Source organism: Bradyrhizobium sp. AUGA SZCCT0176 (genome assembly GCF_018130145.1).
In the GTDB taxonomy this organism is placed as follows: Bacteria; Pseudomonadota; Alphaproteobacteria; order Rhizobiales; family Xanthobacteraceae; genus Bradyrhizobium.
In genome coordinates, this window is the sequence record NZ_JAFCMB010000001.1 from 19455 (window position 1) to 32240 (window position 12786).

The 12786-nt window shown below is 63.0% G+C and carries 15 protein-coding genes; 13 read left to right on the forward strand and 2 right to left on the reverse strand.

Going from position 1 to position 12786, the window contains the following annotated elements; genetic code table 11:
* Positions 1 to 40: 40 nt before the first annotated feature.
* From rplU to JQ600_RS00120, 3 genes are all read left to right on the forward strand, one after another.
* Positions 41 to 487, forward strand: coding sequence for a 50S ribosomal protein L21 (gene rplU / locus JQ600_RS00110; protein ID WP_212267759.1), 447 nt, complete (start codon positions 41 to 43; stop codon positions 485 to 487).
* 90 nt (positions 488 to 577) lie between these two features.
* Positions 578 to 847, forward strand: coding sequence for a 50S ribosomal protein L27 (rpmA, locus tag JQ600_RS00115; RefSeq protein WP_192739055.1), 270 nt, complete (start codon positions 578 to 580; stop codon positions 845 to 847).
* A 124-nt stretch (positions 848 to 971) separates the two neighbouring features.
* Positions 972 to 1565: a GNAT family N-acetyltransferase gene (locus JQ600_RS00120; RefSeq protein WP_211999220.1), complete on the forward strand. Its 594-nt coding sequence runs from the start codon at positions 972 to 974 to the stop codon at positions 1563 to 1565.
* A gap of 150 nt (positions 1566 to 1715) precedes the next feature.
* Here JQ600_RS00120 and JQ600_RS00125 read toward each other — a convergent pair whose 3' ends face one another.
* On the reverse strand, positions 1716 to 2630 hold the full coding sequence (locus JQ600_RS00125) for a DMT family transporter (RefSeq protein WP_212267757.1): 915 nt from the start codon (positions 2628 to 2630) through the stop codon (positions 1716 to 1718).
* 2 nt (positions 2631 to 2632) lie between these two features.
* Here JQ600_RS00125 and JQ600_RS00130 point away from each other — a divergent pair, with 2 nt between their 5' ends.
* From JQ600_RS00130 to JQ600_RS00150, 5 genes are all read left to right on the forward strand, one after another.
* Positions 2633 to 2875, forward strand: coding sequence for a hypothetical protein (locus tag JQ600_RS00130; protein WP_212389377.1), 243 nt, complete (start codon positions 2633 to 2635; stop codon positions 2873 to 2875).
* On the forward strand, positions 2872 to 3351 hold the full coding sequence (locus tag JQ600_RS00135) for a MaoC family dehydratase (RefSeq protein WP_212489622.1): 480 nt from the start codon (positions 2872 to 2874) through the stop codon (positions 3349 to 3351). Before JQ600_RS00130 ends, JQ600_RS00135 begins: the two co-directional genes overlap by 4 nt.
* Positions 3352 to 3662: 311 nt before the next feature.
* Entirely contained in the window at positions 3663 to 4721 is a 1059-nt protein-coding gene (gene obgE / locus JQ600_RS00140; protein WP_212204199.1) for a GTPase ObgE, read from the forward strand.
* A gap of 80 nt (positions 4722 to 4801) precedes the next feature.
* Positions 4802 to 6427: an alkaline phosphatase family protein gene (locus JQ600_RS00145; protein ID WP_212389378.1), complete on the forward strand. Its 1626-nt coding sequence runs from the start codon at positions 4802 to 4804 to the stop codon at positions 6425 to 6427.
* 17 nt (positions 6428 to 6444) lie between these two features.
* Positions 6445 to 7125 (forward strand): ankyrin repeat domain-containing protein, encoded by a 681-nt coding sequence (locus JQ600_RS00150; protein ID WP_212389379.1) that lies wholly within the window; start codon positions 6445 to 6447, stop codon positions 7123 to 7125.
* 36 nt (positions 7126 to 7161) lie between these two features.
* Here JQ600_RS00150 and JQ600_RS00155 read toward each other — a convergent pair whose 3' ends face one another.
* Complete coding sequence (locus tag JQ600_RS00155; RefSeq protein WP_212389380.1) at positions 7162 to 8130, reverse strand: Bug family tripartite tricarboxylate transporter substrate binding protein; 969 nt, start codon at positions 8128 to 8130, stop codon at positions 7162 to 7164.
* Between the two features lie 144 nt (positions 8131 to 8274).
* Here JQ600_RS00155 and proB point away from each other — a divergent pair, with 144 nt between their 5' ends.
* The 5 genes from proB to rlmH all read left to right on the forward strand — a co-directional run bounded on the left by proB (position 8275) and on the right by rlmH (position 12689).
* Entirely contained in the window at positions 8275 to 9417 is a 1143-nt protein-coding gene (gene proB, locus JQ600_RS00160; RefSeq protein WP_212389381.1) for a glutamate 5-kinase, read from the forward strand.
* A gap of 125 nt (positions 9418 to 9542) precedes the next feature.
* Positions 9543 to 10835 carry a glutamate-5-semialdehyde dehydrogenase gene (locus JQ600_RS00165; RefSeq protein WP_212389382.1) on the forward strand — a complete coding sequence of 431 codons (1293 nt, stop codon included), beginning with the start codon at positions 9543 to 9545 and terminating at the stop codon, positions 10833 to 10835.
* A gap of 49 nt (positions 10836 to 10884) precedes the next feature.
* Positions 10885 to 11511: a nicotinate-nucleotide adenylyltransferase gene (locus JQ600_RS00170; protein ID WP_212389383.1), complete on the forward strand. Its 627-nt coding sequence runs from the start codon at positions 10885 to 10887 to the stop codon at positions 11509 to 11511.
* A gap of 237 nt (positions 11512 to 11748) precedes the next feature.
* Positions 11749 to 12105, forward strand: a complete 357-nt coding sequence (rsfS, locus tag JQ600_RS00175) for a ribosome silencing factor (RefSeq protein WP_212267734.1) — start codon at positions 11749 to 11751, stop codon at positions 12103 to 12105.
* 101 nt (positions 12106 to 12206) lie between these two features.
* Positions 12207 to 12689: a 23S rRNA (pseudouridine(1915)-N(3))-methyltransferase RlmH gene (rlmH, locus tag JQ600_RS00180; protein ID WP_212267731.1), complete on the forward strand. Its 483-nt coding sequence runs from the start codon at positions 12207 to 12209 to the stop codon at positions 12687 to 12689.
* Positions 12690 to 12786: the final 97 nt, after the last annotated feature.

Consider the following 12786-nt stretch of genomic DNA (forward strand, 5'->3'; position numbering starts at 1 on the left):
AGACGTCCGAGGCCGGGATCGAACACGAAGGAATAAAACGATGTTCGCAGTCATCAAAACCGGCGGCCGGCAATACCGGGTCGTTCCGAATGATGTACTCGAGATAGGCAAGATCGCCGGCGACGTCGGCACGATCGTGCAACTTGGCGAAGTTCTGGTGCTCGGCGGTGACACGCCGGTGCTGGGCATGCCCACGGTCGCCGGCGCCTCGGTCGCGGCAGAAGTGCTGGACCACAAGCGCGGCGCCAAGGTGATCGCGTTCAAGAAGCGCCGCCGCAAGAATTCGCGCCGCAAGCGCGGCTATCGCGACGAGCTCACGGTGCTTCGCATCACCGAGATCCTGGCCGATAACGCCAAGCCTTCGATCGGCCCGCGGCCGAAGAAGGAAAAGGTCGTCGCGGCGCCCGCCGAGGGCGACGAGGCACCGGCGGCCAAGAAGGCGCCCGCAAAAAAGGCTCCGGCCAAGAAGGCTGCAGCCAAGAAGTGATATCAGCGCATCAGAATGTGATGCGTGACAAAGCGTGAAATGATTCCGTCAAGGAATTGATCTAGATTACGGCGAAGTTGGAGACGGGCCATGGCTCACAAAAAAGCAGGCGGTTCATCGCGGAACGGACGTGATTCAGCAGGCAAGCGCCTTGGCATCAAGGCGTATGGCGGCGAGCACGTGATCCCCGGCAACATTATCGCGCGTCAGCGCGGCACCACCTGGCATCCCGGCCTTAATGTGGGCATGGGCACCGACCATACTCTCTTCGCCAAGATCGAAGGTCACGTCGAGTTCCGTGCAAAAGGCAATGGCCGCACTTTCGTATCGGTTGTTCCGATGGCGGAGGCGGCCGAATAGACGGTGGACAACATGAGTCCGCCGGGTCCTGTTGAACCGGCGGAGTCAAAAAAGGCTCCAAGGGGAGGCGGGAAACCGGCCTCCCTTTTTGTTTGCGTATGTTTTCGCATTTCAGGAGCCCGACATGTTGCAGGACATCCCGACCCCGACATTGCGTGAAGCGAGTCCATGCGTCCTCGAGACCGAGCGGCTGACCTTGCGCCGGCCGACGCTCGCGGACGTAAAAGCGATTGCGTACCTCGCCAACGATCGCCGCATTGCGGAAAACACCCGCCGCCTGCCGCATCCGTACTCAAGGGATCACGCCGTCGAATTCGTGCGCGCGTTGGGCGGTGGCCGGGCAACCGTGTTCCTGATCGAGAACAATCATTCGCCGCTCGGCATGGTCGGCATCGACTGGCGCGAGCAGGACGCACCGGAACTCGGCTATTGGCTTGGCGTCGAGCATTGGGGCCAGGGCTTTGGCACCGAAGCTGCGCGCGCGGTGATCGATTTTCACTTCGAGGAATTCGATGCCGAGCACCTGATATCAGGCGCCCGCGTCGCCAACCCCTCCTCGCGCAACATCCTGGAGAAATGCGGCTTCCAGTGGAGCGGCGTCGAACTGCACCGCTTCGAGGCGCTGGGATCGTCGACCCCGGTCGACTGTTTCCGTCTGTCGCGCAGCGTCTGGTCGTCGCTGAAGAACTGGGGCACTTCGACGAGGAGAGAGCGGTAGCCGTCTCCCTTCCCCTCTCCCCTTGTGGGAGAGGGTGGCACGGACGCGCGAAGCGCGTTCGTGACGGGTGAGGGGTTGTCTCCGCGGATGGAGACCCCTCATCCGGCGCTTCGCGCCACCTTCTCCCACAAGGGGAGAAGGGAAGAATCATCACGCCGGTGGATTGACCACCGTCTCCTCGCGCCCGAGCTGCTGCTCGCGCAGGAAGATGTAAAGTCCGGCGCCGATGATGATCGCGGCGCCTACGATGGTCGCCGGTGACGGCACGTCTCCCCACACCACGAAGCCGAAGATCACCGCCCACACGATCATCGAATATTGATACGGCACCACGACGCTGGCCGGCGCCAGTTTCAGCGAGCGGTTGACGCATAGCAGCGCGCACACCGAAATAATGCCCGCCGCGGCAAACAGGCCCAGGCTGCCGGGCGACGGCGTCACCCAGCCAAACGGCGACATCACCGCGCCGAGCAGGAAGGTGCCGGCGAATTGCGATGACGCCAGCACGATATCCGGCGTCGCCCGCAGCGAGCGCGTGATCAGCATCAGCAACGCGAATGAAAAGCTGCCGGCGAGCGCGATCATTGCGGGCCAGCTCACGGTCTGTGCCGATGGCCGCAGCGCGATCAATACGCCGGCGAAGCCGATCAGAATGGCGGTCCAGCGCCGCCAGCCGACGCGCTCGCCCAGCACCAGCCCCGACAGCGCCGTGACGAAAATCGGCGCCGCCAGATAATAGGTGATGACGTCGGCGAGCGGCAGATAGACGGTCGCGATAAAGAAGGCGGCAACTTCCAGCGTGGAGAGCGTCACCCGGAGCAATTGCAGCCATGGCCGTTCCAGGCGCGTGAATTCGGCGCGCTGCTTCCAGATGATCGGCAGCAGCACCAGGAGCGCCGCGCAGGCGCGCAGCCACAGCAATTGCCCGACCGAATAGGTCGCGACCATGAACTTGCCGAGCGCGTCGCCGAACGAGAACATGAAGATCGACAGCAGCATCAATCCGATGCCGGCCAGCCGCGCGGAACGCTCGTCATAGGTGGATGGTTTTGCGAAGAGGCTCATCGATGAATTCGGCGTTTCCCATCATGGCCGGACAAAAGCGCGAAGCGCGTCTTTACGCCAAGGCTCCGGCCATCGACGTCTTTTTGTTGCTGCGATGTTTTAAAGACGTGGACGCCCGGGATGTCCAGTGCGAAGGCGCGCTTTGTGCGTTTACCCCTCATGACGAATTGAACGGATTGTCGCAGTATCCCCTCTGCGATACCGGTACGCCATCTCGCAAGGCACAACAGGAATCCGAGCCATGACCGACTTCGACCCCGCCCAACATCGTATGGTGTCTGAGCAGCGCTGGTTCGAGGATTTCAAGCTCGGCGAGCGTTTCGTGATCCCGAGCCGGACCCAGACCTCGGCCGTGTTCGCCGCGTTCCAGACCGCGAGCGGCGATACCCACCCGATCCACTACGATGTCGAATATTGCCGCGCCCGCGGCATGCCGGACCTGCTCGCGCATGGATTCCAGACCCTGGTCCACACCGCGCCGGGCGCCGGGCTGTTTCCTTACATTATCGAGGAATCGCTGATCGGATTTCTCGAACAGTCGAGTAGGTTCCTCAAGCCGGTCTATGCCGGCGATACCATCTATCCCGCGCTTGAAGTAACCGAACTTGTCCCCGGCCGCAGCACCGGCGTGGTGACGCTGCGCTCGACCGTGTTCAATCAGCGCAAGGAACTGGTGCTGGAAGGCATGCAGAAGTTTTTGATCCGCAAGCGGCCGAGCTGATCGCGTCTCTTTCGATCACCCCAGGCCCCGATGTAAGCTGGTTGGAGCGATATCACGCCTGAGCGGCCGGAATATCGCCCAAGGCCGTAAAAAGGCCCGAAAATTAAGGCTTTTCGCCAATGTTTGGTGGCTTGAGGGTTGCCGCAGCGGCCCCCCTGCCTTACCTAGTACCTATTCTGCACCGATTGATCGGAACGAGGCTCCAGCGCTCGTTTGACGCGTTTACCGCAGATAAGTCTACGCAATCTGCGTAAACTTGATTGCACCGCGATCCGCTGCCCAATTCGCTCGAAAACGCCATAGAAGCCATCATGAAATTCCTTGACGAAGCAAAGGTCTATATCCGCTCCGGCGACGGCGGCAACGGCTGCGTTGCGTTCCGCCGCGAGAAGTTCATCGAGTTCGGTGGCCCCTCCGGCGGCAATGGCGGCCGCGGCGGCGACGTCGTCATCGAAGTGGTCGATGGACTGAACACGCTGATCGACTATCGCTACCAGCAGCACTTCAAGGCGCAGAAGGGCACCAATGGCATGGGCAAGGACCGCCATGGCGCCAACGGCAAGTCGATCGTGCTCAAGGTGCCGGTCGGCACGCAGATCTTCGACGAGGATCGCGAGACCCTGATCCACGACTTCACCACGCTCGGCGAAAAATTCGTGCTGGCCGAAGGCGGCAATGGCGGCTTCGGCAATGCGCATTTCAAATCCTCCACCAACCGCGCGCCGCGCAACGCCAATCCCGGCCAGGAAGGCGAGGAACGCTGGATCTGGCTGCGGCTGAAATTGATCGCCGATGCCGGCCTCGTCGGCCTGCCCAACGCCGGCAAGTCGACCTTCCTCTCGGTCGTCAGCGCGGCAAAGCCGAAGATCGCGGACTATCCCTTCACCACATTGCATCCGCAGCTCGGCGTCGTGAATGCGCAGGGCCGTGAATTCGTGCTGGCGGATATTCCGGGCCTGATCGAGGGCGCGCATGAAGGCGCCGGCCTCGGCGACAGGTTCTTGGGCCATGTCGAACGCTGCCGCGTGCTGCTGCATCTGATCGATGCGACCTGCGAACATGCCGGCAAGGCCTACAAGACGGTCCGCACCGAGCTCGATGCCTATGAGGGACATCTCGCCGAGAAGATCGAAATCGTCGCTCTCAACAAGATCGATGCCGTGACGCCGGACGAGCTGAAGAAGCAAAAGGACCGGTTGAAGCGCGCGGCGAAGAAGACGCCGCTGCTGATCTCGGCGGTGACCGGCGAAGGCATGCCGGAAGCCCTGAAGGCGCTGGTCGAGGTGATCGGCGAAGCCCCGGTTTCGCTGAAGGCCAAGGGCGGCGCGGCACAGGCCGAACCCTGGACCCCGGCGACGCCGCAGGGCTGAAGCTTGCGGCGCAAGGCGGTTTGCAATCAGCCGTTCGATATTGCAGCATCGGACGATTGAAATCGTACCCTGTGTGAAGCATGCCGCAGCCCAAGAACGTCCTCTGGATCATGTGCGATCAGCTTCGCTATGATTATTTGGGCTGTACCGGCCACCCGACGCTGACCACGCCGAACATCGATGCGATGGCGAAACGCGGCGTGCGCTTTTCAAAAGCCTATGTGCAGTCACCGATCTGTGGCCCCTCGCGGATGTCGTTCTACACCGGCCGCTACATGCGCTCGCACGGCTCGCACTGGAACGGCTGGCCGCTGCGGGTGGGCGAGCCCACGCTCGGCGATCACCTGAACAAGATCGGCGTCCGCAACGTGCTGGTCGGCAAGACCCACATGGCCCCTGACATCGAAGGCCTGAAGGCGCTCGGGATCGCGCCGGATTCCATCATCGGCGTGCATGTGTCGGAATGCGGTTTTGAGCCCTATGAACGCGACGACGGCCTGCATCCCGATAACCGGCCCCGCCCGCGTTACGACAATTATCTTCGTGAGCAGGGCTATGAGGCCACCAATCCCTGGGAGCACTGGGCCAATTCAGGCGCGGATGACGACGGCGCGCTGCAGAATGGCTGGCTATTGGTGCACGCCGACAAGGCCGCGCGCGTTTCCGAAGAGCATTCCGAAACGCCCTACATGACCCGCCGCGCGATGGATTTTATCACAGAGGCCGAAGCGGACGGACGTCCCTGGTGCCTGCATCTGTCCTATATCAAGCCGCATTGGCCCTATATCGCCCCCGAGCCCTACGCCAGCATGTACAGCGCCGCCGACATCTTGCCGGCGGTACGCTCGGAGAAGGAGCGTCTGGAAGCCCATCCGGTGTTCGCCGCCTATATGGACATGCGCTACTCGCGCAACATGGCGCGCGACGAGGCGCGGGAAAAAGTCATCCCGACCTATATGGGCCTGATCAAGCAGATCGACGACCAGATGGGCGTGCTGATGCAGTTCCTGGAGAGCCGCGGCCTGCTCGACACCACGATGATCGTGTTCACCTCTGACCATGGCGACTATCTCGGCGACCACTGGATGGGCGAGAAGGATCTGTTCCACGATCAATCCGCCAAAATTCCGCTGATCGTGATCGATCCGTCACGCGAGGCCGACGCGACGCGCGGCACTGTCAGCGATGCGCTGGTCGAGGCGATCGATCTGGCGCCGACCTTCATCGAGTATTTCGGCGGCAAGGCGCCGGATCATATTCTCGAAGGCCGCTCCCTGATGCCCCTGCTGCACGGCGCTACTCCCGCCGATTGGCGCAAGGTGGCGTTCTCCGAGTACGATTACTGCATGCAGGACGTTCGCTTGAAGCTGAACCAGCCGATCGAACAATGCCGCCTGTTCATGGCGTTCGACGGCCGCTGGAAATACGTTCAGGCCTCAGGCTTCCGCCCGATGCTCTACGACCTCGAAAGCGATCCGCAGGAATTTGTCGATCGCGGCGAAGATCCGTCATGCGCTGACGTGATCGGGCGGCTGCAGGCGGCGCTGTTCGACTGGGCGCTGCATCCCAAGATGCACATCACCACGCCGAACGCGAAGATCGCCGCCTACGCGGAGAACCAGCTTCAGGTCAAGAACGGCGTACTGATCGGGATCTGGGACGAGGCGGAGCTCGCCGCGATCCGCAAGCGGATTGCAACGCAATAGCGCCGGGAGGCTCTCCCATGCATGTCCTCGCTGCCCTGCTTCTCGCGCTCGTGACCACCCTGCCCGCCTCCGCCCAGATCGCCCCGACCGAGACGGAAGTGCGTGCCTATGGCGGCCTGCATGCCGCCGCCGCCCGCGGCGACATCGCCGAAATCGAACAGCGCATCGGCTCAAATGAAAACAAGGAAGCGACCGACAGCCGGCAACGAACGCCGCTGCACGTCGCCGTCTACCTGAAAAAGCACGATGCCGCCCGCGCCCTGATCCGGCTCGGCGCCGATCCCAACAAGCTTGAGATCGATCGTTACGACATCATCACGATCGCGGCGGTCGCCAACGATGTGCCGATGCTCCGAATCGCGATCGAGGGCGGAGGCAACCCAAAGGCCGTCACCAGCCGCTACGACGGCACGGCCCTGATCGCGGCAGCTCATCTTGGCCATGCTGAAGTGGTGCGAATGCTGATCGCCGCGAAGGCACCGCTGGATCACGTCAACAATCTGAAATGGACCGCGCTGATCGAATCCATCGTGCTTGGCGACGGCGGCAGGAACCACACCGAGACGCTGCGCGCCCTGGTCGAGGCCGGCGCCGACGTGAACATTCCGGACGGCAGTGGCGCGACACCGCTCAAACTCGCGAAAGGTCACGGCTATCGCGAGATGGTGGCCATCCTGGAAAAGGCCGGAGCGAAATGAGGGTAGTCCTCGAACCGATATCAGTGCGCGCCAGCCTCAATTCGTGATCTTGTAGCCGGTTGCCTTCACGATCGGCTGCCAGAATGCGGTGTCGGCGGCGAGCCTTTGCGTCAATTCCTCCGGTGTCGAGCCGACCGGGATAAGCATTATCGCGAGCAGCTTCTCCTTCACATCCGGCTTCGTCAGCACCTCGGCAACCGCGGCGCTGACCTTTTTCGCGAAGTCCGGCGAGCTGCCCGCCGGCAGCCACATGCCGTACCAGGCATCGGCCACCAGATCGACGCCGCTTTCCTTCAGAGTAGGAATGTCCGGCAAGAACGACGAGCGCGTGGCACTGGCAATCGCAACGATCTTTAATCCCCCGGCGCGATGCTGCGCGATCGCATCTGACACTGTTGTGATACCGAACGGTAAATGGCCGCCGATCAGGTCGTTCACGATTAACGCGGAGCCGCGGTACGGCACCTTGGTCATCGAAAGGCCGAGCACCTGCTCGAGCTGCCAACCGGTGAAATGCGGGATGTTGCCGCTGCCCGGCACGCCGTAGGTCGCCTTTGCAGGGTTTGCCTTCAGCCAAGCCACCAATTCCCTAAAATCCTTGACGCCAATCGCGGAGCTCGCCGCGATGGCAAACTCGAAGCGAACAAGTTGCGATACGGGCACGAAATCTTTCGCCGCATCGAAGCTTGGCGCGGTCTCGACCATCGGCAGCAGATACATGGTGGGACCGGTGGTCACGAGAACGGTGGCGTCGTCGGGGCTCGCGCCCTTCACTGCCCGGATACCGATCAACCCGTCGCCCCCGGTACGGCTCTCGACAATCACGTTGCGATCGAGCGCAGGCCCGAGATACTGCGCGATCAGGCGGCACAGCGCATCGCCGCTGCCGCCCGCCGCAAACGGGAAAATGATCTTCGTCAGCGGGCCGGACTGGCCAAGCGCCTCGCCCGTGCGACCGACCAATGACAGTCCAGCACATCCCGCCAAAAACGACCGACGATCCATTTATCTTCCCCCCGCAAGATTTGCCCCATTACACCAGACTGGGGCCACCATTGAAACATAGCTCATACGGTGCTGGGTCGCTTGCACCGGCCCGCGTCCTGCTGCAAAACAGCCCCCTTCCAGAGCATTCGAAGACCTCAATCCATGAAACGCCCCGCGCTCAAGAGTTTTCGCCGTATCGTCGTCAAGGTCGGCTCGTCGCTGCTGATCGATTCCGATGCGGGCGAGGTGCGGGCGTCGTGGCTGGCTGCCCTTGCCGCCGATATCGCCAAACTCCACGGCGAGGGCCGCGATGTGCTGGTGGTTTCGTCGGGCTCAATTGCGCTCGGACGCAGCCGCCTCAAGCTGCCGCGCGGGCCGTTAAAACTGGAGGAAAGCCAAGGCGCGGCGGCGGTCGGACAGATCGCGCTGGCGCGGATCTGGTCGGAAGTGCTCGGCGATCACGGCATCGGGGCCGGGCAGATCCTGGTGACGCTGCAGGACACCGAGGAGCGGCGCCGCTATCTCAACGCCCGCTCCACCATCGCCAAACTGCTGGAATGGCGCGCGGTGCCCGTCATCAACGAGAACGACACGGTTGCCACCAACGAGATCCGCTACGGCGACAATGACCGTCTCGCCGCGCGCGTCGCCACCATGGCGAGCGCCGATCTGCTGATCCTGTTGTCCGATATCGACGGCCTCTACGACGCGCCGCCCGGCGCCAATCCCAATGCCAAACTGATTCCGATCGTCGAATCCGTCACCTCGGAAATCGAGGCGATGGCGGGGGCCGCCGAATCCGAGTTGTCGCGCGGCGGCATGTACACCAAGATCGAGGCTGCGAAGATCGCGACCACCGCCGGGACGCACATGCTGATCGCGTCGGGCAAGATCGAACATCCCCTCAAAGCCATCGCCGACGGCGGCCGCTGCACCTGGTTCCTGACACCGGCCAACCCCGTCACGGCGCGAAAACGCTGGATCGCGGGATCGCTGGAGCCCAAGGGCACGCTGACCATCGACGCCGGTGCGGTCACCGCGTTGCGCGCGGGAAAAAGCCTGCTGCCGGCCGGTGTGATCCGGATCGACGGCCAGTTCGCCCGCGGCGACGCCGTGGTGGTGCGCGGCCCGGATACCCATGAGATCGGCCGCGGCCTCGTCGCCTACGACGCCGAGGACGCCGAAAAGATCAAAGGCCGCTCCTCCCCTGATGTAATGGCCATTCTGGGCATCAGCGGCCGGGCCGAAATGATCCACCGCGACGATTTGGTGGTGGGGCCGGCGGGGACCGTTCCGGCCAAATAGGCCAGTGGCCGACCTCTCCGCCCTGCCCAGCCCACCAGCCATGCCGGCTCCGCACCTCGCAAAAGCGGGATTTCCGTGCTAGGACATGGCCTTAACCTGATACCTGCCTGATGTTTGGGACCGCCATGACTGCGCCGCTGAAAGCCATCGACGGCAACGCCGATTTACCCGCTTTGATGACCGAACTCGCTTCCCGCGCGCGCGCTGCTGCGCGGGTGCTGGCGCTCGCCTCGCCCGACCAGAAGAACCGGGCGCTCGACGCCATCGCATCCGCGATCCGCAGCCACGCGCCTGATATCCTCGCCGCCAATGCCGAGGACGTCGCCGAAGTGCGCGCCGGCGGCGCGACCTCGGCCTTCATCGATCGCCTGACGCTGACGCCGGCCCGGGTCGAAGCGATGGCCGAGGGTGTCGCGACCGTGCGCGGGATTGCCGATCCGATCGGCGCCGTCACCGAAAGCTGGCAGCGCCCCAACGGCATGACCATCGAGCGCGTGCGGGTGCCTCTCGGCGTCATCGCCGTGATCTTCGAAAGCCGCCCCAATGTCGCCGCCGACGCCGGCGTGCTGTGCCTGAAATCCGGCAACGCCGTGATCCTGCGCGGCGGCTCCGACAGTTTCCGTTCCTGCCGCGCGATCCATGATTGCCTGGTGCAGGGCCTTCGCGAAGCCGGTCTGCCCGAGGCCGCGATCACGCTGGTGCCGACCCGTGATCGCGCGGCCGTCGGCCTGCTGCTGACCGGCTTGAACGGCGGCGTCGACGTGATCGTGCCGCGCGGCGGCAAGAGCCTGGTCGCGCGCGTTGAAGCCGAAGCGCGCGTGCCGGTGTTTGCACATCTCGAAGGCGTCAACCACGTCTATGTCGATCACACCGCCAAGCTCGAAATGGCGAAGTCGATCGTGCTCAATGCCAAGATGCGCCGCCCCGGCGTTTGCGGGGCCGCCGAGACCTTGCTGGTCGATCGGGCCGGCGCGTCTGTCAGCCTCAAGCCGCTGGTCGAAATGCTGATCGATGCCGGCTGTGAAGTGCGCGGCGACGCCGCCGTGCAGCGCGTCGACAGCAGGGTGAAACCCGCGTCCGACGAAGACTGGGACACCGAATATGAGGACGCGATCATCGCGGCGAAAGTTGTCGATGGGCTCGATGACGCGATCGCGCATATCCAGAATCACGGCTCGCACCACACCGATGCGATCGTGACGGAAGACGCCGATGCCGCCGAGAAATTCCTCAGCGAGGTCGACTCGGCCATCGTTCTCCACAACGCCTCGACGCAATTCGCCGATGGCGGCGAATTCGGCTTCGGCGCCGAGATCGGCATTGCCACCGGCAAATTCCACGCCCGCGGCCCTGTCGGCGCCGAGCAACTGACCAGTTTCAAATATCGCGTCCACGGCACCGGGCAGACGCGGCCGTGACCCTAACGACGCTTTCGAGCAAAACCCCGCGCGCGCAGTGGCGGCATTGATGCCGCCGCAATCCGTTTCGCAAGCGATCCCGTTCCACACCAACGGCATGCGCGTTGGCCTGCTCGGCGGCTCGTTCAATCCGCCGCACGCGGCGCACCGCGCCATCAGCCAGTTCGCGCTGAAGCGTCTGAAGCTCGATCGCGTCTGGTGGCTGCTGACACCGGGCAATCCGTTGAAGGATAATGGCGGGCTGCACGACCTGTCCGAACGCGCCGATGCCGCGCGGAAAGTCGCCGACGATCCGCGCATCGATATCAGCTGTCTCGAAGCTGTCATTGGCGTCAGGTACACTGTCGATACGATCATCCATTTGCGGCGCCGCGTCTCCGGTGTGCATTTTGTCTGGATCATGGGCGCTGATAATCTTGCGCAGTTCCATCGCTGGAAGGATTGGCGGCGCATCGCGTCCGAGGTGCCGATCGCTGTGATCGACCGCCCCCCACAGAGTTTCCGGGCGCTTGCCGCCCCTGCCGCACAGGCGCTGGCGCGCTACCGCCTGCCCGAGAATCAGGCCGCCCGGCTGGCGGATCAGCAGACCCCCGCCTGGGCTTTCCTCACCGGCATGAAACTGAACCTGTCTTCGACCGGCCTTCGGAACTCGGACGGAAGCTGGAGGACGAAGTGAGCCTTGAAAGTCAGCTTTGGGGCTCACTGGAATATTGAAACCGTTAACCCCACATGCCTAATATAGCCCGTGGGCGCCAAGGATTCGGCGTTCGCGATACAGTGAAAGGAATGGTCCCTGGCCACATCTGTATTGTCCAAGTCTGTTTTGCCCAAGGTTTCCAAGACTCCTGCAAAGGCGACTCCTGCAAAGCCTGCTGCAAAAACCGCCCGCAAAACATCGACCAAAGCTGCGGCCTTGAAGGCGCAACCCGACGCCGACAAGACGCTGAATATGATCCTCTCCCGCCTCGACGATATGAAGGCGGAAGAAACGGTCACCATCGACCTTCGCGGCAAATCGGCTTTTTCCGACTACATGATCGTCACCACGGGCCGGGCCAACCGGCACGTCGGCGCGATCGCGGAAAACGTCACCAAGGCCCTGAAGGAAACCGGCATCAAAGGCATCCATGTCGAGGGCTTGCCCAATTGCGACTGGGTGCTGATCGATTCCGGCGATGTGGTCGTGCACGTATTCAGACCCGAGGTGCGCGAATTCTACAATCTGGAAAGATTGTGGACGCAAAACCCGGCGGCGGCGAAGGCGATCTGAGTTTTTGAGCCGATGCGAATCGGCTGCAGCGCATGTAGCGTGCGTGCGCCGTTGGCGCGCGAGTAAACGATTTGACGCATTTTTTGCGCGGCATGCTTTGAATGAAGATCGTCGTCGTTTCCATCGGCCGGCTGAAACAGGGCCCGGAGCGGGAACTGGCCGAACGCTATCGCGAGCGCTTCGAGGACATCGGCCGCAAGCTCGGCTTTCGCGGCCTCGAGATTCATGAAATTCCGGAAAGCCGCGCGCGCGACGCCGCGACCCGGATCGCCGACGAGGCGGCTGCGATTTCAGCGCTGATCCCGGAGAAATGCGTGCTGGTGGCGCTCGACGAACGCGGCAAGAGCATCGACAGCGCAAGCTTCGCCCAGCAGCTCGGCCGCTGGCGTGACGAAGCTGTCGCCAACACAATTTTCACAATCGGCGGCGCGGACGGACTTTCGCCCGATTTGCAGCGCAGAGCCAAGCTGCGCATTGCGTTCGGCTCGGCGACCTGGCCGCATCAAATGGTCCGCGTCATGCTTCTGGAACAGATTTACCGGGCCGCGACGATTCTGTCGGGCCACCCCTATCACCGCGCTTAGGCACGGTAGCGTGAATAGAGAGCGCTGAATAACTGGATGCACACAACACGGGACATTCAAGTACGCGCTGACGCCATCGGCCATGATGGTTCGTTGG